The organism is Streptomyces sp. NPDC031274, assembly GCF_055570235.1.
Genome location: NZ_JBVIHP010000002.1, coordinates 293,145 through 314,119, shown reverse-complemented (window position 1 = coordinate 314,119; position 20,975 = coordinate 293,145). Strand labels below are relative to the sequence as shown.

Below are 20,975 nucleotides of genomic sequence, written 5' to 3'. Positions count from 1 at the left end.
GAAGTGCTGGGGCCAGATGTTCACGATGGCCGATTAGTCCAGACCATAGACTTTGGCAAGCCTCGGTCAAGACCGCTTTCGGGCCACATGCGGAAGCGTGCGGATGGCGGGCGGCGCGTTGGCGTACGTGGCCTTGCGTGCCTCGCGTACCTTGCGTGCCTTGTGTGGCCTACGCCGTGCGGTGGAGCCGTGCCGAGAGGTGGTGCTGCAGCGGCTGTCCGACCGCCGCGAGGTCGTGGACGAAGGTGAGCGTGTCCGCGTCCGTCAGTTCGTAGCGGCGGCGGGTGGCCGCCACCTCCTTGGCGGTGGGCGTGCGGGCCACCTCGCTGGTGGAGAGGTCGATCGTGTCGCCGGTGGCGCGGCCCACCGCGATCTCCGCGATGCCGGTGGGCTGGGTGATCAGCGCCTCCACGCGGCCGTCGGGCTGCAGCCGCCACCAGCCGCTTTCCCGCGCGGACGGCCGCAGCGGCGCGCCGTCGGCGTCGAGGAGCCAGGCCCGCGCCTCGTAGTGCAGGAAGGGGCGGCCGTCGTGGGTGAAGGTGACTTCCTGGGCGTACGTGAAGTCCGCCTCGATGGTGGGGTACTCGCCCTGCCCCCGGCCGCGCCAGGTGCCCAGGAGACCGAGCACGGGCGCGAGCAGCGCGTGCGGTGCCGGTGCCTCGTCCGCTCGGCGAGCGTCGGGGTACGGGTGCTCCGGTGCGGGGTCAATCACGGTGTGCGCTCCAGGGGGGGTAGGTGCGGGTGCCGGGAAGCAGCCTAGGGGTCCGCGGGGGCCTGGCCTGGAAGGAATCGGCAACGGCGGGAGCACGCACCGCCGATGACCGGAAAGTTAGGGTAACCTAATCGCCCGCCCCGGCTTTGGCGGGTTTCGCACCCTCTAGCGCGCCCAAGTCCCGCCTCGCTCAAGGAAGTTGACTGTTGGAGACCGCAAGGTGACGCTGAGCGGAAGGGCCCGCCCCGCTCTTCTCGTGACTCTGCTCTGCGCCCTCCTCGCCGCACTCTGCGTCCTGTCGATCGCCCTCGGCGCGGCCAGCATTCCGCCGGACCAAGTCGTCCGGGCGCTGTTCGGCCACGCTCCGAGCCGCCTCGTGGAGAACATCGTCTGGTCCGCACGCGTGCCCCGCACCACGCTCGGCATCGCGGCGGGCGCGGCCCTCGGTCTCTCCGGTGCGCTCATGCAGGCCCTGACGCGCAATCCGCTCGCGGACCCGGGCATCCTCGGCGTCAGCGCCGGCGCCTCCTTCGCCATCGTGCTCGCCGTCGGGGTGCTCGGCGTCGGCTCGTTCCACGGGTACGTCTGGTTCGCCTTCGGCGGCGCCCTCGTGGCGAGCGTCGTGGTCTACCTCCTCGGCAGGCTCGGGCGCTCCGGCCTGACGCCGGTCAAACTGGCGCTCGCCGGTGTCGCGGTGACCTCACTGCTCTCCTCCCTCACCAGCGCGATCGCGCTCACCGACCCCGACGCGCTCGACCGCTACCGCTTCTTCTCGGCAGGGTCGATGGCCGACCAGGACGGCGCCACGGTCCTGCGGATCCTGCCCTTCGTCGCCGTGGGCACGGCCCTCGCCCTGGCCTGCGCACCGGCCCTCAACAGCCTGGCCCTGGGCGACGACGTGGCGGCCTCGCTCGGGCGGCGGCTCGGCCTGATCCGGCTCCAGGGCGTCGCGGCGGTCACGCTGCTCACCGGTGCGGCGGTCGCGGTGATCGGCCCCGTCGTCTTCATCGGGCTCGTCGTCCCGCATGTCGCCCGCGTCCTCGCCCAGTTGGCCGGGATCGGCCCGGACCACCGCTGGCTGCTTCCGCTTTCGGCGGTGCTCGCCCCGTGCCTGCTGCTCGCCGCCGACATCGTCGGACGTGTCGTCGCGCGGCCCACCGAGATACAGGCCGGTGTCGTCGTCGCTTTCATCGGCGGCCCGTTCTTCATCGCCATGGTCCGCCGACGCCATCTGTCGGAGGTGTGAGGATGAGCAGTTCGAAGGCGGCGCCCGACTCGCCACCCGCTTCCTCGCCCACTTCCTCGCCCGCTCCCTCGGCCGCTCCCTCACCCACTTCCTCTTTGCACACCTACCGGCTGACCCTGCCGCCCGTTTCCGGAATCCTGCGTCCCCGGCTCGTGGCGCTGGGCGCGGGTCTCGCCGTCGCGGGCTTCCTGCTGTTCTGCTGGGGTCTGTCGATGGGCGACTATCCGATCGGCCTCGCCGATGTCATGCGCGCTCTGGTGGGCTCAGGCGACCCGGGGACCGTACTCGTCGTCGAGGAACTGCGGCTGCCCCGCGCCCTGGTCGGGTTGTTCGCCGGGGTCGCCTTCGGTGTCTCAGGCGCGCTGTTCCAGACCATGACCCGCAATCCGCTGGCCAGCCCCGACATGATCGGCCTGACGCAGGGCGCGGGCACCGCCGTCGTCGCGGGGATCGTCCTTGGCTGGGACGGCGGCCTCGGCACCCAGACCCTCGGCCTGCTCGGCGCGCTGGCCACGGCGCTCGTCGTATACGCACTCGCCTGGCGACGCGGCGCCACCAGCTACCGCATCATCCTGGTCGGCATCGGCGTGGCCTGGATCTGCACCAGCGCGACCGACTACCTGGTGGCCAAGGGCGGCCGGTTCCAGGCGCAGGCCGCCCTCGGCTGGCTGGTCGGCAACCTCAACGGCCGTACGTGGGCTCAGGTCGGGCCGCTCGCGATCGCCCTCGCGGTGCTGCTGCCTACGGCGCTGCTGCTCGGGCGGCTGCTGCGCACTCTGCAACTCGGTGACGACGTGGCCACCGGGCTCGGCACCCGCGTACAGGCGGTGCGCCTCGCCGTCCTGCTCACCGGGGTCGGGCTCGTCGCCTTCGCCACCGCGTCCGCGGGGCCCGTGGCCTTCGTGGCGCTCGCCGCCCCGCAGATCACCCAGCGCCTCGCCCGCACCGCGTGGCCGCCCACGCTCGCCTCGGGTCTGGCCGGTGCCGTGCTGGTCCTCGGCAGTGACCTCATCGCCCGCACGCTCGTCCCCGGCACGGAACTGCCGGTCGGAATCGTCACCGGCGTGCTCGGCGCGCCGGTCCTGCTCTGGCTGCTCGCCCGCGCCAACCGCGCGGGTTCAGGAGGTTGATCCATGTCGGCTGACTCAGCGGCCAGCTCTCTGCCGACCGACCCCGTGCCGTCCGGCTCCGGTGGTCGTGGCACGACGTCCGGCCCTGGTAGTCGCGGCACGACGTCCGACCCCGCGCCCGCCACCGCCGTGGAACTGCGGGCCAGTGATCTGCGCCTGTCCTACGGCAACCGCCTCGTGGTGGACGGCCTCGACCTGTCCGTCCCGCCCGGCCGGATCACGGCCATCGTCGGCGCCAACGCCTGCGGCAAGTCCACCCTGCTCCGCGCCCTGGCCCGGCTGCTCGCGCCCCGTGACGGCGCCGTCCATCTGGACGGCCGTGCCCTGCACTCCATACCGAGCCGCGAGCTGGCCCAGCGCCTCGGCATCCTGCCGCAGAGCCCGGTCGCACCGGAGGGCCTCACCGTCATCGACCTGGTCAACCGCGGCCGCTCACCGCACCAGACCTGGTGGCGGCAGTGGTCGAAGTCCGACGAGCGTGCCGTCCACGAGGCACTGGCCGCGACCGGCATGACCGATCTCGCGGACCGTCCCGTCGACGAACTCTCCGGCGGTCAGCGCCAACGCGCCTGGATCGCCATGGCGGTCGCCCAGGGCACCCCCGTACTGCTCCTCGACGAGCCGACGACGTACCTCGACCTGGCGCACCAGATCGACGTGCTCGACCTGATCACCGACCTCAACCGCCGCGAGAACCGCACCGTCGTGATGGTGCTGCACGACCTCAATCAAGCCTGCCGCTACGCCGACCACGTCGTCGCCATGAAGGCGGGGCGGATCGCGGCGGAAGGCACCCCGGCCGAGGTCATCACCGCCGACATCGTGCGGGACGTCTTCGAGCTGCGGTGCCGCATCACCCCGGACCCGGTCAGCGGCACCCCCCTTGTCATTCCCATGGGGCGCCACCACGGGGAATCAGCTTAGGGTACCCTCACCTAGATTTTCGTTGCCTGGATTTCGTTGTCCGGCCCTGGAGAGGTGGCGGGTGAGTTCTTCAAGTCCGTCAGGGCGGGACGTCCTGAGAGAGTCCATACGGGGGCAGCGGCGCGACGTCGCCCGCGGCGCGGTGCTTGGTTCCGGCCACCAGATAGGTGAGGCGCTGGTCCCCGTCCTGATCGGCGTCGCGATCGACCAGGCCGTCACCGACTCCGACACCGGCGCCCTGCTCGTCTGTCTCGGCGTCCTGGCCGTGGGCTATGTGGCGCTCGCGCTGAGTTTCCGCTTCGGCGCCATGGCCGGCGAGCGGGCCGCGGCACAGGCCGAGCACACCTTGCGCATCTCTCTCGTACGACGCGTCCTGGACCCCGGCGGCGGAGCCGAGGACGGCCGACTGCCCGGAGCGCTCGCCAACATCGCGACCGAGGACGCCAAGCGGGTCGGCGCCGTCAACATGGCCCTGACGGCCGGGGTCTCGGCGCTGACGGGCATCCTCACCTGTGCCGTCGTCCTGCTGCGCATGTCGCCGACGCTCGGCCTTGTCGTCCTGCTCGGCACACCGGTCCTTCTCTGGCTCGGGCATCTCCTGAGCAAGCCCCTGGAGAGCCGCAGCGAGGCCGAGCAGGAGCGCGCGGCGCACGCGTCGGCCGTCGCCGCCGACCTGGTGACGGGCCTGCGGATACTCAAGGGCATCGGCGGTGAGTCGGCGGCCATCGCCCGCTACCGCACCACAAGCCGGGACTCCCTGGGGGCCACCCTGAAGGCCGCACGCGCGCAGGCCTTCCAGAGCGGAGTGGTGCTCACGCTCACGGGGTGCCTGATCGCCGCCGTCGCCCTGGTGGGCGGCAGGCTGGCCGCCCAGGGCAGCATCAGTCTCGGCGAGTTGGTCTCGGCGGTCGGGCTCGCGCTCTTCCTCCTCGGCCCCCTGGAGGTGCTCGCCTGGGTCAACGCCGAGCTCGCCCAGGGCCGGGCATCGGCCACCCGGATCGCGGAGGTCGTCGCCACCCCGCCCACCATCACCGCCGGAGACCGCAGCCTGCCCCAGCCGGTACGCGGCGCGGTCCGGCTCGACGGCGTGCGCCACGGTGGGCTGCGCGGAGTGGATCTGGACGTCGCGCCCGGCGAACTGCTCGGAGTGGTCGCGACCGACCCCGCGCACGCCACCGATCTGCTGCGCTGCCTGGCCCGGCAGACCGATCCCGACACCGGGACCGTGGAGCTGGACGGCATACCCCTGCGGGACCTCGACCCGGCCGAGCTGCGCACGGCGATGCTGGTCGCCGCGCACGACGCCGACCTCTTCGAAGGCACCGTCCGCGAGAACGTCACGGCCGCCGCGCCCCATGCCACAGACCCGGAATCGGCGATGGCGGCCGCCGGAGTGACACAGGTCGCCCAGACGCTGCCGGACGGCGAGCACACGTCGGTCGGTGAGCGCGGCCACTCACTCTCGGGCGGGCAGCGTCAACGCGTCGCCCTGGCACGGGCGTTGGCCGCCGAACGGCCCGTCCTGGTGGTGCACGATCCGACCACCGCGGTCGACGCCGTGACCGAGGCGCGCATCGCCGCCGGTCTCCGCGAGATCCGCAAGGGCCGCACCACGGTCCTGGTGACCACAAGCCCCGCACTGCTCTCGGTCACCGACCGGGTGGTGCTCCTGGACGAAGGCCGGGTCACCGACTCGGCTCCGCACGCCGACCTGATCCAGCGTCATGAGGCCTATCGCACGGCGGTACTGGCATGAACGAGACCTCGATCGACATGTCCGAGACCTCGACCGAGCAGCGTCCGGACACCCGCGAACTGCTCCCCACCGCCACCGCGCCCCGCACCCGCGCCGCGGTCCGCGACCTTGTACGCCCGCACCGCGGCCTGGCCGTCGGCGGCTTCGCGGTGATGATCGCGGCGACCGGCATGGGCCTGCTCGTCCAGCCGATCCTCGGCCGCATCGTGGACCTGGTGGCGGATCAGCACCCGCCGGGGCACCTCACGCTCCCGGTCGTCCTGCTGATCCTGGTCGCCGTCGTGCACGGAGGAACCACCGCGCTCGGCCTCTCGCTCGTCTCCCGGCTCGGCGAGACCGTGCTCGCGCAGCTGCGCGAACGGTTCGTGGAGAAGGCCCTGCGGCTGCCGCTGGAGCAGGTGGAGAAGGCCGGGGCAGGAGACCTCACGGCCCGGGTGACCCGGGACGTCTCGGTGGTCGGCGAGGCGGTGCGCGACGCCCTGCCCGAGCTGGCCCGCTCCCTGCTCGCCATCGTCCTCACGCTGGCCGCGATGGCGGCGCTGGACTGGCGCTTCTTCCTCGCGGCCCTCCTCGCGGTGCCCGTCCAGGCGTCCACCGCCCGCTGGTACGTCCGCCACGCCGTCCCCCTCTACGCCCAGCAGCGCATCGCCACCGGAGCACAGCAGCAGCAGCTCCTCGACACCATCGCCGGCGCGGGCACGGTGCGGGGCTTTCGCATCGAGGAGGAGCACACCGAGCGGGTGACCCGGCGTTCGTCGACCGCCGTCCAGCTGAAGATGCGCGGCATACGCCTGGTCCTGGACTTCTACAACCGTCTGCACGTCGCCGAGTACACCGGCCTCGCCGCGGTCCTCGTCACCGGCTTCCTCCTCGTCCGCGCGGACTCCGTGTCCATCGGCACCGCGACCGCCGCCGCGCTCTACTTCCACAGCCTGTTCGCGCCGGTCAACTCCGCACTCGTACTCCTGGACGACGCGCAGTCGGCGACCGCCTCGCTCGCCCGCCTCGTCGGGGTCGCCGACGAGCCGACCCCTGAACCGGCGCAGGCACCGCGCAACCCGGACGGGGAGCCCGGTGCGACGCCGGACGGCACCGTCACGGTGACCGGCATCGACCACGCCTACATACCCGGCAGGACCGTCCTGCAGAACGTGGACCTCACGCTCCGGGCCGGGGAACGGGTGGCCCTCGTCGGCCCGAGCGGCGCGGGCAAGACCACCCTCGCCAAGCTCATCGCGGGGGTGCACCGGCCCACCTCGGGCTCGGTGCACCTGAGCGGCACCCGGGCCCGGGGCGAGGGCCTGCCGGTGGCTCTGGTCACCCAGGAGACGCACGTGTTCGCCGGGCCGCTCGCGGACGATCTGCGCCTGGCCCATGCCGACGCCACCGACGACGAGCTGCGTACGGCGCTGACCGATGTCGACGCCCTCGACTGGGTCGAAGCCCTGCCCGACGGCCTGGACACGGTCGTGGGCGACGGAGGCCACCGCCTCACCTCCGCCCAGGTCCAGCAACTGGCCCTGGCCCGCCTGATGCTCGCCGATCCGCCGGTCGCCGTGCTCGACGAGGCGACGGCCGAGGCAGGGAGCACCGGCGCACGCCTCCTGGAGAAGGCCGCGGGCCGAGCGACCGAGGGACGCACCGCGCTCGTCGTCGCGCACCGCCTCACCCAGGCCGCGGCCGCGGACCGGATCATCGTCATGGAGGGCGGCCGGATCGTGGAGAGCGGCACCCACGATGAACTGCGCGAAGGCTCCGGGCCCTACGCCTCCCTCTGGGAGGCGTGGTCCGGCACCCGCACCGCGACCGACAAGCCCCGCACGCGCCAGGCAGGACCCGACACCACCACCGTGAAGGACGTCGACTGATGCCCGGCTCTCCCGGACGCGCTCCCGCACCTGCTGACCGACCCGCTGTCAGGCCCGCTCGCCTCGCCACGGCCCTCGCCGCCGCGCTCCTCCTGTTCGCCGCCACGGCCTGCGGCTCCGGCGACGACTCCGGCACCGGCTCGGACGAGGCCGCGTCCAAGAACGGCGCCTTCCCGGTGAGCATCGCGCACAAGTACGGCAGCACCACCGTCAAGGCCGAACCGAAGCGGATCGTCACGGTCGGCCTCACCGACCAGGACGCCGTACTCGCCCTGGGCAAGGTGCCCGTCGGCACCACCGAGTGGCTCGGGGGCTACAAGGGCGCTGTCGGCCCCTGGGCCACCGACGCCCTGGGCAGCGCCAAGGCGCCGACCGTCCTGAAGGACACCGGCACAGGTCCGCAGACGGAGAAGATCGCCGCACTCCGCCCTGACCTGATCCTCGCCGTCTACGGAGGTCTGACCAAGGAGCAGTACGCGACCCTGTCGAAGTTCGCCCCGGTGGTGGCCCAGCCGAAGGAGTACAACGACTTCGGGGTTCCGTGGCAGCGGCAGACCGAGACCATCGGCAGAGCGCTCGGGCAGGAGGCCAAGGCCAAGAAGCTGGTGACGGAGGTCGAGGGCGACTTCAAGAACGCGGCCGAGGAGAACCCGGAGTTCGCCAGGTCGAGCGCCGTGATGGCCACCCCGTACGAGGGAATCTTCGCGTTCGGCGGCCAGGACCCCCGTTCCCGGGTCCTCACCGGTCTCGGCTTCACTCTGCCGAGCGATCTGGACGAGGTCATCGGTGACGAGTTCGGCGCCAACATCAGCAAGGAGCGCACCGATCTGCTCGACACCGACGCGATCGTATGGATCGCCTCCGACCCGGCGAAGGACGAGGCCAAGCTCGACGAGAACGCCCTCTACGCCGACCTTGACGTGGCCAAGGAGGACCGCGAAGTGTATGTCGCGGAGGCGAGCGACTACGGCAACTCCGTCTCTTTCGTGACGGTGCTGAGCCTGCCGTACATGCTGGAACGCCTGGTTCCGCAACTGGCGTCGGCCGTCGACGGCGACACCGCGACGAAAGTGAAGCAGCACGCCGGGAGCCAGTGAACGTATGATCAGCCGATGTCTGACACGACCGAAACCACGCCCGGCTGGCTGACCTCCGACGAGCTCGAGGACGCGCGTGCGCGCATGCCGATCCTGTACGTCGAGGCGGTGCCGGTGCGCGTCGACGACAGCGGCGAAGTCACCAGCATCGGACTGCTGTTGGGAATGGGGCGGGACGGAGCGGTCAGCCGCTCCCTCGTCTCCGGCCGGGTCCTGCACCACGAGCGGGTCCGGGACGCCCTTCTGCGCCACCTGGAGAAGGACCTCGGCCCGGTGGCGCTCCCCCGCGTCCCGGCCTCCCTGCAGCCCTTCACCGTCGCCGAGTACTTCCCGACGCACGGCATCACTCCGTTCCACGACCCCCGCCAGCACGCGGTGTCCCTCGCCTACATCGTTCCGGTGGCCGGCGACTGCCGCCCCCGGCAGGACGCTCTCGACCTGGTCTGGCTGAGTCCGCAGGAGGCCTCGTCGGAGGGGGTCCAGAACGAGATGCCGGGCGGTCACGGCCTCCTCCTCAAGCAGGCTCTCGCGCATGCCGGTTGCCTTTCCTGAACGCCGGTCGCTTCCCTGACCGGGGGATCAAGGGCATGACGGATTAGGTAAGGCTCAGCTAAGTTGATCGGCGAGTGCCTCTCTCCGGAGGCACCTCTGCCAAGGAGATCGACGCAGCATGAGCTCAACCACCCGCCGGGCCCGCCGTTCCCGTTCCCTCGCGATCGCCGTGTCGCTCGCCGCGGGAAGCGCCCTGGTCCCGACCGGCACCGCGGGCGCCGACACGGCGATGACCGGCTCGCCCACCGTCACGGTGCCGGTCAGGCAGGGCCTGTACCAGTCCGCGTACTCCGAGCGGAACGACGCGCTCTGGGTCACGTCCTCCGTCGGCCAGCCACCCGCCACCGTCACCGACTCCCGGCTGCTGAGAGTCGACCCGGACACGCTGAAGGTGGAGAAGGCCTACAGGACGCCGGTGACGGACTCGGTCAGCGGCGCCGTCGAGTCGGTCTACGGAGTCGCCGTCGACGACGAGCACAACACCGTCTGGACGACGAACACCCGCGACAACTCCGTCGCCGTGTACAGCCAGCGCACCGGCAGGCGCCTCGCCACGCTGCCCGGTGTGAACCACTCCCGCGAGATAGTCGTCGACGAGCGGCGCGACACGGTGTGGGCGAGCGCCTTCGCCGACGGCGCCCTCGTCGCGTTCGACTCCGCCACCTTCAAGGAGAAGAAGCGCGTCACCGTCCCCGGAACCGGACCGACGGGCCTCACCCTGAACAAGCGGACGGGCACGGTGTACGCCGCCGACCACCACGGCGCCCAGATCATCGAGGTCTCCCCCGGCGCCGGGAGCCCGCGTCTCGTCCCGGCCGGTGAGGGGCCGCTCTCGATCGCCCTCTCCAAGAGCGGCCGCACCGCCTACACCGCCGACCAGACCTCGGGCACCGTCACGGTCGTCGACCTGCGCAAGGGCGCGGTCACCCGGTCCGTGACCACCGGCGGCGGCACCAAGTCCGTCGCCGTCGACCGGCGTTCGGGCCACGTCCTCGCCGTCAACCGCACGACCGCCACCGTCACGGTCGTCGACCCGCGCAAGGGAGCCGTCGTGAGGTCCGTGGCCACCGGCGCGAACCCCAACCACGTGCAGGTGACCGACGGCCACGCGTACGTGGTCGACAAGTCGGCATCCGGGCCCGCGGGCGAAGACCTGCTCACCCGCGTACGACTCGGCCGCTGACGCGAGTTCAGGGCGAGGGCTGCGGAGTCATCCGGTGCAGCCCCTTGCGGTCGTAGTAGCGGGTCATCGCGAACCCGAAGGCCACGGCGACGACGCTGCCGACCGCGATCATGATCCAGGCACGTCCGAGTCCTGCGTCGGCGCGGGCGTCGAAGAAGAGGATGGCGCGGACGCCACCGCTGAGCTGGCGCATGGGCTCGAAGATGCCGAGGAAGCGGTAGAAGCCGGGGACCGCCTCCAGCGGGATGGTGGCCCCGGACGAGGGCAGGCCCAGGACGATGAACACGAACATGGAGACGAGCTGGCCGATCCCACCGAAGGCCGCGTTGATGGCCTGGACTCCCAGGCCGACGGCGAGGCTCGCGCAGTAGGAGAAGATCCACAGCAGCGGCAGATGGGTGGCGTCCATGCCCAGGATCGTGATGGTGGCCAGCATGACCAAGGTGGTGGTCAGGACCGTGATCCCCGCGGTCATGGCCATCTTCAGGAGCAGCGTCTGGGTGCGGCTGATCGGCACGGTCGGGCGACGGGTGTGCCAGGGGCCGATCTCACTGTCGGCGTAGCCGAGGGCGGTGTCGACGCCCATGCCGATGAGGTTGGCGCCGAGGAACCCGGCCAGGACGAGCAGCAGGGTGTAGTAGAACGCGCTGAGGCCCAGGCCGCTGTTCTCGCCGATGGGGTGGCCGACCTGAGTGGTGACGGCGACGGGGTCGGCCAGGAGCAGGTCCGCGGTGGGGCCCGCCTTCTTGTCGGCGCCCGCCGCCTTCAGCTGCTTGCCGATGGCCTGCGACGACTGCTGTGCGGCCGCCGTGGTGATCTTGCTCGCCAGTGAGGAACCGAGGCTGCCCATCCCGGGGTTGGTGAGGACCGTCATCGTCGGCCGCTCCTTCGCGCCCGTGGTGGTGAGCGCGGCGACCGAGTCGCTGAAGTTCGCGGGGATGAGCAGGGCGCCGTAGATCTTGCCGGAATCCAGCTCGTCCTGGGCCTCGGCCCGCGTCAGCTCACGCCAGTCGGCCTTGTCGCTCGACGTGTCGGAGAGAACAGTCCTGGTGACCTGTGTTCCCAGGTTCTGCTTCTGGCCGGGCGGGGGCTCTCCCTGGTCCGCGTTGACGAGGGCGAGGGGCAGGTCGCGCAGGTCACGGTTCGGGCTGATGATGCCGCCCATGTAGAGCAGGGAGAGCAGCAGGGCGAGCAGCCCGGTCAGAACGGTGGGCACCAGCCACAGCTTGGGGCGGCGCAGGAGCACGGAGGCGCGAGCCCCGGTTCCGGTGTGGCGGGGAGCGTCGTGGTGGGGAGCGTTGTCGTCATCCATGGTGCCCAGCTTCGGGGCCGCGTGCGACGCCCGACGCGAACAACACGTTCAGGAGGGGAGGAACAGGCAAATGGGGCCTGTTTACGTCACCTCCACCGATTTCGACTCCCGTCCAGCTAGTCGCTGACGAAGTCCCGCACTCCCTGTGACACCCCGTCGTCCCCCAGCAGATCGTTGTGCTTCAGGCACCCCGCCGCGTTGTTCGTCGCCCCGTCGAGGAGCACGCTGTCGTCCGGATTGATGACCTCGTCGCAGCGGGACCACCAGGTCGCGTAGGCGACGTCTCCCGGTGTCTCGTCGCCCTCCGCGAGCCCGTCCTGTACGTACGAGCCCGGTGTCATGTCACGACAGGCCTGCGACCAGGCGGCGCAGGCCCAGGCCGTGGCGGTGCCGTGGTTGGGTCCCGCGAGGGAGGCCCAGTGGGCGACCGTCCCGGTGCCACCGCCGTGCTTGACGTACCAGCGCGTGACAAGGCTGCCGAAGGAGTGGGCGACGATGTCCACCTTGGCGGCGCCGGACTGGGCGCGCACCTGCTCGACGTACGCGGCGAACCGGCCGGAGAGCACCTCGTTCACCGACTGGCTGGTGTCGTACCCCCAGGAGAACAGCTCGGCGTCCGTGTAACCGGACGCCTTGAAGTCGTCGCGCAGAGAGCCCCACACACCCGGGTCGGCGTTGTAGCCATGGACGAAGATCACCGGAGTGCGGACGGCCGTCGGGGCCTCGTCCGCGTGGGCCGTGGTCAGCGGCGTCAGCAGGGCGGCGGCGGCCGCGATGGTCAACGGTACGGAAGATCGGCGCAGCACAGGCTTCCCCTCGGTCAAGTGAACGTCCCGAGAATGGTGGGGGCTGCGACGGCCGATGAACATCCCCGTGCGGTAGGGAAGTTACCGCGGGTATTACGCCTCGCTCGCCTCGGCGTCCGGGTTCCAGTCGAGGAGCCGCACCTTCGCGACCGTCCGGACATGCCTGCGCATCGCGGCCGCCGCCGCCCGGCCCCGGCCGGCCTCGACGGCGTCGAGGATCGCGTGGTGCTGGGCGAGGGAACGGGCGGGGCGCCGCACCTGGCGCAGCGACTCGTTGCGGCTCTCGGCGATCTGCTCGGCGATGGAGTTCATGAACTCGGCGAGCAGCACGCTGTGCGCGGCCGCGGTCACCGCGGCGTGGAAGAGCCGGTCGCCCTCGACTCCGCGCTCGCCCGCCTCGATCTCCCGCGCCATCGTGTCGAGGGCGCCCCGCATCGCCCGCAGGTCCTCGTCCGTACGCCGCTCGGCGGCCAGTTCGGCGAGCTTGGTCTCCAGAGCCTCGCGCGCTTCGAGGACGTCGGGCAGCCGCCGCTTGCGCTCCACGAGCCGCTCGACGGGCTCGGCGTCCAGGCTGTCCTTGACCAGGTAGGTGCCGCCGCCGTGCCGCACCTCGACCAGACCCTGCACTTCGAGTACGACGATGGCCTGCTTGACGGAGGCGCGGGAGACACCGAGGCGCTGGGCAAGTTCGCGCTCGGGAGGCAGCCGGTCGCCGGAGCGCAGGCCGCCTTCGCCTACGTAGGCACGGAGCCGGTCGAGCACCTGCTCGTACAGCCTCGTCCTGCCCATGGGGCGCAGCGCGTCAGACATCCCAACCCCCCATTTCGGTCCCCATGCCGAATTTCGGTCCCCTGCCGTTGGATTCGCAGCCTAACAGCGGCCGCCCCAGTGGACGAGTGGCCAATTGGCTGAGCCAATTTGCGTCCGATCTCTTGACGGCCGAAAACGATTCCCCGACGCTGAATTCCGCCAACGGCCGAATTGGCTCAGCCACTTGGCCACTGAGGGACGGCCCCAGGGACGGGAGCCCACGATGTCCGCCGAACTCATCTCCATCCTCGTACTCGTGGTGGTCTTCGTGATCGCCACCACCCGCTCCATCAACATGGGCGCGCTCGCCTTCGCCGCCGCCTTCGCGGTCGGCGAGCTGGCCGCCGATCTCGACGCGGACGGCATCTTCGCCGGTTTCCCCGGCGATCTCTTCGTCGTCCTGGTCGGCGTGACGTATCTGTTCGCGATCGCCCGCGCCAACGGCACCACGGACTGGCTGGTGCACGCGTCCATCCGCCTGGTGCGCGGGCGGATCGCGCTGATCCCCTGGGTGATGTTCGTGATCACCGGCGCGCTCACCGCGATCGGCGCCGTCAGCCCGGCCGCCGTGGCGATCGTCGCGCCGATCGCCCTGAGCTTCGCCGCCCAGTACGGCATCAGTCCTCTCCTGATGGGCGCCATGGTGGTGCACGGGGCCCAGGGCGGCGGCTTCTCGCCCATCAGCATCTACGGCTCCATCGTCAACGGCATCGTGGAGCGCGAGAATCTTCCGGGCAACGAGATCGCGCTCTTCCTCGCCTCGCTCGTCGTCAATCTCCTCATCGCCGGGGTCGTCTTCGTCCTCTTCGGCGGGCTGAAACTGGGCGGCCGCGACACGGGCGAGGAGTCCAAGTCGGCCACCCGGGAGGCCGGTTCAGGGCTCGATCCGGCCAAGATCGCCACCCTCGCCGCGCTGGTCGCCCTCGTCGTCGCCGTACTCGGCTTCGACCTCGACGCCGGTCTGAGCGCCATCACCCTGGCCGTGATCCTCAGCGCGTTCTGGCCCGAGTCCAGCCGCAAGGCCGTCGGCGAGATCGCCTGGTCGAGCGTGCTCCTGATCTGCGGTGTCCTGACCTACGTCGGCGTACTGGAGGAGATGGGCACCATCGACTGGGCCGGAGAGGGCGTCTCCGACATCGGCGTCCCGCTCCTGGCCGCCCTGCTGCTCTGCTACATCGGCGCGATCGTCTCCGCGTTCGCCTCCTCGGTCGGGATCATGGGCGCGCTGATCCCGCTCGCCGTGCCGTTCCTGGCCCAGGGCGAGATCGGCGCGGTCGGCATGATCGCGGCGCTCGCCGTCTCCGCCACCGTCGTGGACGTCAGCCCCTTCTCGACCAACGGCGCGCTGGTGCTCGCCGCCGCCCCGGACGTCGACCGGGAACGCTTCTTCCGGCAGCTGATGGTGTACGGGGGGATCGTGGTGGCCGTCGTACCCGCTGCGGTGTGGCTCGCTCTCGTGGTGCCAGGATTCGGGTAGGACGAACCTCCATGGCCCTCGAAGGACCATCGACGACAACCAAGGAGACACACAGCGTGAGTTCTGCCCATCCGCCCCTCTTCCCGACCCTCGTCGCGGGCCCCGAGCTGCCCGCCCTGCGTTTCGGCGAGCGCTCGCTGACATACGCCGAACTCGCCGCGACGGCCGGTTCGCTCGCCACCTCGATCGGCTCGGCGCGCCGGGTCGCGCTGTGGGCGACACCGACGCTCGAAACCGCCGTCGGTGTGGTGGCCGCGCTGCTCGCCGGGGTACCCGTGGTGCCGCTGAACCCGAAGATCGGCGAGCGCGAGCTGGGGCACATCGTGGCGGACAGCGCCCCGACGGTGGTGCTCGCGGCGCCGGGTGACGAACTCCCTGTACCGCTGCGGGCGTTGGAGCGCAAGGACATCACGCTCACCAGTACCCCGACGGCGTCGGAGCTGCCCGCCGAACCCGGCCCCGAGTCCCCCGCCCTGGTCGTCTACACCTCGGGCACCACAGGACCGCCCAAGGGCGCGGTACTGCCCCGCCGTGCCCTCACCGCCACTCTGGACGCCCTTGAGGACGCCTGGCAGTGGACGTCCGACGACGTGCTGGTGCACGGACTTCCGCTGTTCCACGTGCACGGTCTGATCCTCGGCATCCTCGGGCCGCTGCGCAGGGGCGGTTCGGTACGGCATCTGGGCCGGTTCTCCATCGAGGGGGTGCGGCGCGAACTGACCGACGGGGCCACGATGATGTTCGGCGTACCCACCATGTATCACCGCATCGCGGAGGCGCTGCCCGCCGATCCGGGTCTGACCAAGGCCCTGTCCGGCGCTCGGCTCCTGGTCTCCGGCTCTGCCGCGCTGCCCGTGCACGACCACGAGCGGATCGCGGCGGCGACAGGGCGCCGGGTGGTCGAGCGGTACGGCATGACGGAGACCCTGATGAACACGAGCGTGCGGGCCGACGGCGAACCGCGCGCCGGAACCGTCGGGGTGCCGCTGGGCGGTGTGGAGTTGCGGCTCGTGGACGAGTCGGGCGCCGAGACCTCGGACCCGCTGGAGGTCGGCGAGATCGAGGTGCGCGGCCCGAACCTCTTCACCGAGTATCTCAACCGCCCCGACGCCACCGCCGCGGCCTTCACCGCCGACGGCTGGTTCCGCACCGGCGACATGGCGCTGCGCGACGACGACGGCTACGTACGCATCGTCGGCCGCAAGGCCACCGACCTCATCAAGAGCGGCGGTTACAAGATCGGCGCGGGCGAGATCGAGAACGCCCTCCTGGAGTACCCGGGCGTACGCGAGGCCGCCGTGACCGGCGAACCGGACGACGACCTCGGCGAGCGCATCGTCGCCTGGATCGTGCCGAGTGACCCGGAGCAGCCGCCCGCGGAGAAGGACTTGGCGGACCATGTGGCCGCCCAGCTCGCCCCGCACAAGCGTCCTCGGATCGTGCGCTATCTGCCGGAGCTCCCCCGCAACGACATGGGGAAGATCATGAAGCGGTCCCTCCATGCCTGAGTCCACGCCCGGCGGTCAGGCGGCCGTTCGCCTGACCGCCCGCGCGGCGATCGACGCCGTGGCCGATCAGGACAGTTTCCGTGAACTCCCCGCCCCTGCTCACGAGTTCACCGAAGCAGCGGGGCAGGACGGTCCGATCGGCTGGGAGGGGTACGCCAATTCCCGTGCCCGCGCCGAGGAACGTACCGGCGAACGCGAGTCGGTGGTCTGCGGCGCCGCTACCGTGGGCGGCACCCGGGCGGTGATCATCTCCTTCGAGTTCGGCTTTCTGGGCGGCTCCCTCGGCGAGCGCACGGGCGACCGCCTCGAGGCCGCACACCGTCACGCCCGGGCCCACCGGCTGCCCGTCGTCTCGCTGATCGCGACGGGGGGCAGCCGCATGCAGGAGGGCATGCGCGCCCTGGTCCAACTGCAGCGCGTGGCACGGCAGTCCGCACTCACCGGCGCGGCGGGCCTCCCCCGGATCGCGGTCCTGCGTGATCCGACCACGGGCGGCGGCTGGGCCACCCTGGGGGCAGGTGCCGACCTGATCCTGGCCCTGCCCGGCAGCCAGGTCGGCTTCGCCGGGTCCCGGGTGCGCCCGGCGGACACGGATCCGACGGCGTACACCGCCGAGTCCCAGGTGGCGGCCGGCGCGATCGACGAGGTCGTACGCCCTGAAGAACTGCGCGAAGCGCTGTCCCTGCGCCTCGGGCTGCTGTCCGCTCCCACTCCGGACAGGGCCGAACCCCCCAACGCACTCGGCCGTACCGATCTGCCCGCCACCGGCTGGGAGGCCGTGAGCCGCGCCCGCGCCCCCGAACGTCCGCGCGCCACCGCCTACTTGGACGCCCACTTCACCGACCGCGTGCCCCTGCGCGGCGACCGGTGCGGGGGCACGGACCCGGGCATGCTCTGCGGCTTCGGGTCGCGCGAGGGGCGGACGGTCGCCTACGCGGCACAGTGCGGAACGGCGACGACACCCGCCGGGTACCGCACCGCCGCCCGGCTCGTCCGGCTCGCGGGGCGGCTCGGCATTCCTGTGCTCACGCTTGTCGACACCCCGGGGGCCGCGAACGGGGCGGAGGCCGAACGGGCGGGCGCGGGAGCAGCGATCGCCGATCTGTTCACCGCCGTCGCCACCGCGCCGGTACCGGTCACCTCACTGGTCATCGGCGAGGGCGGCTCCGGCGGCGCACTCGCCCTCGCGGCGCCGGACAACCTCTGGGCGACTCCGGAGAGCTACTTCTCGGTGATCGCCCCGGAGCCTGCCGCCGCGATCCTCAAACGGGCGGACGAGGAGATCCGGTCGACGGCGGAGCAACTGCGCCTTCGCCCACAGGACCTGGTCGAACTCGGACTGGCCAGAGGCGTTCAAGGCCCGGCCTCCTTCTCCTCGACGACCTGAGTGGCGGTGCGCGGAAAGATCTCGGGGTGGGAGGGGGCGGGCGTCACCGATGCCCACTTCCTTCTTACGGACCTGTGACGGAGCCCCGTCGGTGATCGTCAGCCCGGCTCCGCGCGCCTAGCGTGGACGGCATGCGCGTACTTGTCACCGGCGGCGCCGGGTTCATCGGATCGCACGTGGTCGAAGCCCTCTCGGAGCGCGGGCACGAGGTGGCGGTGTTCGACGCCCTGCTGCCCTCCGCCCACCGTGAGCCACCGCGACCGCACGAAGGGCAGCGGTGGACCGTCGCCGATGTGCGGGACCGGGACGCGGTGCGGGACGCGCTGCGCGGGGTCGACGCGGTCTGTCACCAGGCGGCGATGGTGGGGCTCGGCAAGGATTTCGCGGACGCCCCGGAGTACGTCGGCTGCAACGACCTGGGTACGGCCGTCCTGCTCGCCGAGATGGCCGCGTGCGGGGTGCGGGATCTGGTGCTCGCCGGGTCGATGGTGGTCTACGGGGAGGGGCGGTACGAGTGCGCCCGGCACGGCGTCGTCCGGCCGGGTCCGCGCGCGGCGGCCGATCTGGACGCCGGGCGCTTCGAGCCGCTCTGTCCGGACTGCGGGGCCGAGTTGTCCCCTGGCCTGGTGGGCGAGGACGCGCCCGCCGATCCGCGCAATGTGTACGCGTCGACCAAGCTGGCGCAGGAGCATCTGGCCGCCGCGTGGGCGCGGGCGAGCGGTGGCCGTGCGGTGTCGTTGCGTTATCACAACGTGTACGGCCCCGGCATGCCCCGCGACACCCCGTACGCCGGTGTGGCCTCGTTCTTCCGTTCCTCGCTCGAGCGGGGCGAGGCACCCCAGGTCTTCGAGGACGGCCGTCAGCGGCGGGACTTCATGCACGTACGCGATGTGGCGGCGGCCAATGCGATGGCGCTCGACGCGGTGCGCGAGCGGGAGGCGGGGGCGTTCACGGCGTACAACACCGGCAGCGGTGAGCCGCGCACCATCGGGGAGATGGCCGGTGAGCTCGCGCGGGCGTTCGGCGGACCGGCCCCGGCGGTGACGGGTGAGTACCGGCTCGGGGACGTACGGCATGTCACGGCGGACTCGGGGAGGCTGCGGGCGGAGCTCGGGTGGCGGGCCGAGGTGGGCTTCGCCGAGGGGATGGCTTCCTTCGCGAAGGCGCCGCTGCGAGGGTAGCCCCCCGTCGAAGGCTCGCGAGGGATGACGGGGCTACCCCGACGAAAAGCTTGGCGAGGGATGACGTGACTACCCCCGTGCCGTCGGCAGCGTGACCTCGAAACAGCAGCCGCCCGCCACATTGCGTACGGCCGCCCGGCCTTGGTGGGCCTCGACGATGCCACGCACGATCGCGAGGCCGAGGCCCGCGCCCGCCGGGGGTGTGCGGGACTGGCTGCCGCGCCAGCCGGTGTCGAAGACGCGGGACAGATCCTCCTCGGGGATGCCGCCACAACCGTCGGTCACGGACACGACGACGCCGTCCGGGGAGCGCTCCGCGGCCACCGCGACGGTTCCGTCGGCCGGTGTACGGCGGATCGCGTTGATCAGGAGATTGCCGAGGACGCGGCTCATCTCCTTGCTGTCGACCTCGACAGGCACGGCCTCGACGCTGTCGCCGACGAGACGCACCCGGTGCTCGCGGGCGAGAGGATCGACGCCCGCGAGCGCGTCGCCCACCAGGTCGTAGACGGAGATGCGTGACGTCGACAGAGCCAGCGCGCCCGCGTGGATGCGGGAGAGTTCGAAGAGGTCGCCGACCATGGAGTTCAGGCGTTCGACCTCGGTGCGGATCTGGCGCAGATAGCGGTCGGGGTCGGCCGCCACGCCGTCCTCGAGCGCCTCGGACATGGCCCGCAGCCCGGCGAGCGGGGTGCGCAGGTCGTGCGAGATCCAGGCGACCAGTTCGCGCCGTGAGCGCTCAAGGGCCCGCTCGCGCTCCCGTGACTCGGCGAGCTTGGCGCTGGTCGACTGCAACTCTCTGGTCAGTGCGGCGAGTTCGGCGCTCACGGGCTCGGGCGGCGCGGCGAAGCTGCCGCCGTCACCGAAGGAACGGGCCGCCAGGGTCAGGGCGTTGCTGCGGGCGACCACCCAGCGGCCGAGCAGCAGCGCGGTGGCGAGCGAGACCACGGCGGCCATCGCCACGACGATGGTGACCACGGTCAGGTCGTGCGGCGACAGGAACATCTCCCAGGCCACCGCGAGCGTCCCCGCCAGCATCGCGAGCACCGCTACGGCCGCCACGACGGTCATCGACACCGCGAGGGAGCGGTGCCGAAGGAGGCGCAGCGCCAGGGCGCCGAGCAGCCCCGCGCTCGCGGCGCCCAGGAAGGCGAAGAGGGCGATGACCAGGATGTCCTGCATGAGGGTCAGCCTTCTGCTCGGGGTGGTACGTCGAAGGGTGATGCGTCGCGGGACGGAACGTCGAGGGGTGGAACGTCGAGGCGGTACCCCAGACCCCACACCGTCTGGATCAGCCGCGGCCTCGCCGGGTCGTCCTCGACCTTGCCGCGGAGCCTGCGGATGTGGACGGTGACCGTGGACAGGTCGCCGAACTCCCAGCCCCACACCTCCCGCATCAGCTCCTCCCGCCCGAACGCCTGTCCCGGGCGGCGAAGGAGGAAGGCGAGGAGGTCGAACTCGCGCAGAGTGAGGGCGAGTTCGACTCCTTCCTTCGTCGCGCGGCGCGCGACCGGGTCCACCCACAGGCCCGCGGCCCGCAGCGTGGCGACGGCCTCGGGAGCGCGGGCCGCGCGGCTGCGGCGCAGCACCGATTCCACCCGCAGGACCAGTTCGCGCGGGCTGAACGGCTTGGTGACGTAGTCGTCGGCCCCTATCTCCAGGCCCAGGATCCGGTCGTCCTCGTCGCCGCGGGCGGTGAGCATGATGACGGGCACCGGGCCCGTGACGCGCAGACGGCGGCACACCTCGAGACCGTCCATGCCGGGCAGCATCAGATCGAGGACGACCAGATCGGGCCGGAACGCTCCGGCGCGCTCCAGGGCCCCGGGGCCGTCCCCGGCGCGGTCGACCCGGTAGCCGCCGCGCTCCAGGTAGCCCGCGACGACCTCGGCGACGGTCGGATCGTCGTCGACGACGAGCACCCGGGGCGTGGGGGCGCCGGGCGCGGCGGCCCCGGTGGGGGCGCGGTCCTGCGGTGGTGGCTGCATACCGCCAGCGTCGCACCTGCCGCGCGGAGACCGGCCGG

Annotated in this window: 18 protein-coding genes; 12 read left to right on the top strand and 6 right to left on the bottom strand. The window is 71.7% G+C overall.

Going from position 1 to position 20,975, the window contains the following annotated elements; translation table 11 throughout:
• Positions 1-169 precede the first annotated feature (169 nt).
• A complete protein-coding gene (locus ACZ5CR_RS04330) occupies positions 170-712 on the bottom strand; it encodes a nitrobindin family protein (protein WP_468853412.1) in 543 nt (180 codons plus the stop codon).
• Between the two features lie 220 nt (positions 713-932).
• Between ACZ5CR_RS04330 and ACZ5CR_RS04325 the strand changes: the two genes are divergently transcribed.
• From ACZ5CR_RS04325 to ACZ5CR_RS04290, 8 genes are all read left to right on the top strand, one after another.
• The gene (locus ACZ5CR_RS04325) at positions 933-1,958 is read left to right on the top strand and encodes a FecCD family ABC transporter permease (RefSeq protein ID WP_468853410.1); all 1,026 of its coding nucleotides are present in this window, start codon (positions 933-935) and stop codon (positions 1,956-1,958) included.
• A 2-nt stretch (positions 1,959-1,960) separates the two neighbouring features.
• The gene (locus ACZ5CR_RS04320; RefSeq protein ID WP_468853408.1) at positions 1,961-3,088 is read left to right on the top strand and encodes a FecCD family ABC transporter permease; all 1,128 of its coding nucleotides are present in this window, start codon (positions 1,961-1,963) and stop codon (positions 3,086-3,088) included.
• 3 nt (positions 3,089-3,091) lie between these two features.
• The gene (locus ACZ5CR_RS04315; RefSeq protein WP_468853407.1) at positions 3,092-4,012 is read left to right on the top strand and encodes an ABC transporter ATP-binding protein; all 921 of its coding nucleotides are present in this window, start codon (positions 3,092-3,094) and stop codon (positions 4,010-4,012) included.
• Positions 4,013-4,073: 61 nt separating this feature from the next.
• Complete coding sequence (locus ACZ5CR_RS04310; RefSeq protein WP_468853405.1) at positions 4,074-5,768, top strand: ABC transporter ATP-binding protein; 1,695 nt, start codon at positions 4,074-4,076, stop codon at positions 5,766-5,768.
• The gene (locus ACZ5CR_RS04305) at positions 5,765-7,636 is read left to right on the top strand and encodes an ABC transporter ATP-binding protein (protein ID WP_468853403.1); all 1,872 of its coding nucleotides are present in this window, start codon (positions 5,765-5,767) and stop codon (positions 7,634-7,636) included. Before ACZ5CR_RS04310 ends, ACZ5CR_RS04305 begins: the two co-directional genes overlap by 4 nt.
• Positions 7,636-8,733, top strand: a complete 1,098-nt coding sequence (locus ACZ5CR_RS04300; protein WP_468853401.1) for an iron-siderophore ABC transporter substrate-binding protein — start codon at positions 7,636-7,638, stop codon at positions 8,731-8,733. Before ACZ5CR_RS04305 ends, ACZ5CR_RS04300 begins: the two co-directional genes overlap by 1 nt.
• 15 nt (positions 8,734-8,748) lie before the next feature.
• Positions 8,749-9,285, top strand: a complete 537-nt coding sequence (locus ACZ5CR_RS04295; protein WP_453538313.1) for an NUDIX hydrolase family protein — start codon at positions 8,749-8,751, stop codon at positions 9,283-9,285.
• Between the two features lie 118 nt (positions 9,286-9,403).
• Positions 9,404-10,468, top strand: coding sequence for a YncE family protein (locus tag ACZ5CR_RS04290; RefSeq protein ID WP_468853399.1), 1,065 nt, complete (start codon positions 9,404-9,406; stop codon positions 10,466-10,468).
• Positions 10,469-10,475: 7 nt separating this feature from the next.
• Here ACZ5CR_RS04290 and ACZ5CR_RS04285 read toward each other — a convergent pair whose 3' ends face one another.
• From ACZ5CR_RS04285 to ACZ5CR_RS04275, 3 genes are all read right to left on the bottom strand, one after another.
• Positions 10,476-11,780 carry a YhgE/Pip domain-containing protein gene (locus ACZ5CR_RS04285; protein ID WP_468853398.1) on the bottom strand — a complete coding sequence of 435 codons (1,305 nt, stop codon included), beginning with the start codon at positions 11,778-11,780 and terminating at the stop codon, positions 10,476-10,478.
• Between the two features lie 116 nt (positions 11,781-11,896).
• Positions 11,897-12,583 (bottom strand): esterase/lipase family protein, encoded by a 687-nt coding sequence (locus tag ACZ5CR_RS04280; protein ID WP_468853888.1) that lies wholly within the window; start codon positions 12,581-12,583, stop codon positions 11,897-11,899.
• A gap of 96 nt (positions 12,584-12,679) precedes the next feature.
• Positions 12,680-13,396, bottom strand: a complete 717-nt coding sequence (locus tag ACZ5CR_RS04275) for a FadR/GntR family transcriptional regulator (protein ID WP_468853396.1) — start codon at positions 13,394-13,396, stop codon at positions 12,680-12,682.
• A gap of 223 nt (positions 13,397-13,619) precedes the next feature.
• Here ACZ5CR_RS04275 and ACZ5CR_RS04270 point away from each other — a divergent pair, with 223 nt between their 5' ends.
• The 4 genes from ACZ5CR_RS04270 (at position 13,620) to ACZ5CR_RS04255 (ending at position 18,949) form a co-directional block, all read left to right on the top strand.
• The gene (locus ACZ5CR_RS04270; RefSeq protein ID WP_468853395.1) at positions 13,620-14,873 is read left to right on the top strand and encodes an SLC13 family permease; all 1,254 of its coding nucleotides are present in this window, start codon (positions 13,620-13,622) and stop codon (positions 14,871-14,873) included.
• Between the two features lie 56 nt (positions 14,874-14,929).
• On the top strand, positions 14,930-16,381 hold the full coding sequence (locus tag ACZ5CR_RS04265; RefSeq protein ID WP_468853394.1) for an acyl-CoA synthetase: 1,452 nt from the start codon (positions 14,930-14,932) through the stop codon (positions 16,379-16,381).
• Positions 16,374-17,768, top strand: a complete 1,395-nt coding sequence (locus ACZ5CR_RS04260) for a carboxyl transferase domain-containing protein (protein ID WP_468853393.1) — start codon at positions 16,374-16,376, stop codon at positions 17,766-17,768. The genes ACZ5CR_RS04265 and ACZ5CR_RS04260 overlap by 8 nt, the downstream gene beginning before the upstream one ends.
• 131 nt (positions 17,769-17,899) lie before the next feature.
• Positions 17,900-18,949: an NAD-dependent epimerase/dehydratase family protein gene (locus tag ACZ5CR_RS04255; protein WP_468853391.1), complete on the top strand. Its 1,050-nt coding sequence runs from the start codon at positions 17,900-17,902 to the stop codon at positions 18,947-18,949.
• 69 nt (positions 18,950-19,018) lie between these two features.
• Here the strand turns inward: ACZ5CR_RS04255 and ACZ5CR_RS04250 are convergent, their stop codons facing one another.
• Together ACZ5CR_RS04250 and ACZ5CR_RS04245 are read right to left on the bottom strand one after the other, a co-directional pair.
• Positions 19,019-20,131 (bottom strand): sensor histidine kinase, encoded by a 1,113-nt coding sequence (locus ACZ5CR_RS04250; protein WP_468853390.1) that lies wholly within the window; start codon positions 20,129-20,131, stop codon positions 19,019-19,021.
• Between the two features lie 5 nt (positions 20,132-20,136).
• A complete protein-coding gene (locus tag ACZ5CR_RS04245; protein ID WP_468853388.1) occupies positions 20,137-20,937 on the bottom strand; it encodes a response regulator in 801 nt (266 codons plus the stop codon).
• Positions 20,938-20,975 lie beyond the last annotated feature (38 nt).

What these genes read in the sequence shown, in the direction of transcription:
- ACZ5CR_RS04285 (WP_468853398.1), bottom strand. Translation starts at nt 11,780, where the DNA reads ATGGATGACGACAACGCTCCCCACCACGACGCTCCCCGCCACACCGGA.
- ACZ5CR_RS04245 (WP_468853388.1), bottom strand. Translation starts at nt 20,937, where the DNA reads ATGCAGCCACCACCGCAGGACCGCGCCCCCACCGGGGCCGCCGCGCCC.
- ACZ5CR_RS04315 (WP_468853407.1), top strand. Translation starts at nt 3,092, where the DNA reads ATGTCGGCTGACTCAGCGGCCAGCTCTCTGCCGACCGACCCCGTGCCG.
- ACZ5CR_RS04290 (WP_468853399.1), top strand. Translation starts at nt 9,404, where the DNA reads ATGAGCTCAACCACCCGCCGGGCCCGCCGTTCCCGTTCCCTCGCGATC.
- ACZ5CR_RS04295 (WP_453538313.1), top strand. Translation starts at nt 8,749, where the DNA reads ATGTCTGACACGACCGAAACCACGCCCGGCTGGCTGACCTCCGACGAG.
- ACZ5CR_RS04270 (WP_468853395.1), top strand. Translation starts at nt 13,620, where the DNA reads ATGTCCGCCGAACTCATCTCCATCCTCGTACTCGTGGTGGTCTTCGTG.
- ACZ5CR_RS04305 (WP_468853403.1), top strand. Translation starts at nt 5,765, where the DNA reads ATGAACGAGACCTCGATCGACATGTCCGAGACCTCGACCGAGCAGCGT.
- ACZ5CR_RS04250 (WP_468853390.1), bottom strand. Translation starts at nt 20,131, where the DNA reads ATGCAGGACATCCTGGTCATCGCCCTCTTCGCCTTCCTGGGCGCCGCG.
- ACZ5CR_RS04260 (WP_468853393.1), top strand. Translation starts at nt 16,374, where the DNA reads ATGCCTGAGTCCACGCCCGGCGGTCAGGCGGCCGTTCGCCTGACCGCC.
- ACZ5CR_RS04300 (WP_468853401.1), top strand. Translation starts at nt 7,636, where the DNA reads ATGCCCGGCTCTCCCGGACGCGCTCCCGCACCTGCTGACCGACCCGCT.
- ACZ5CR_RS04320 (WP_468853408.1), top strand. Translation starts at nt 1,961, where the DNA reads ATGAGCAGTTCGAAGGCGGCGCCCGACTCGCCACCCGCTTCCTCGCCC.
- ACZ5CR_RS04255 (WP_468853391.1), top strand. Translation starts at nt 17,900, where the DNA reads ATGCGCGTACTTGTCACCGGCGGCGCCGGGTTCATCGGATCGCACGTG.
- ACZ5CR_RS04275 (WP_468853396.1), bottom strand. Translation starts at nt 13,396, where the DNA reads ATGTCTGACGCGCTGCGCCCCATGGGCAGGACGAGGCTGTACGAGCAG.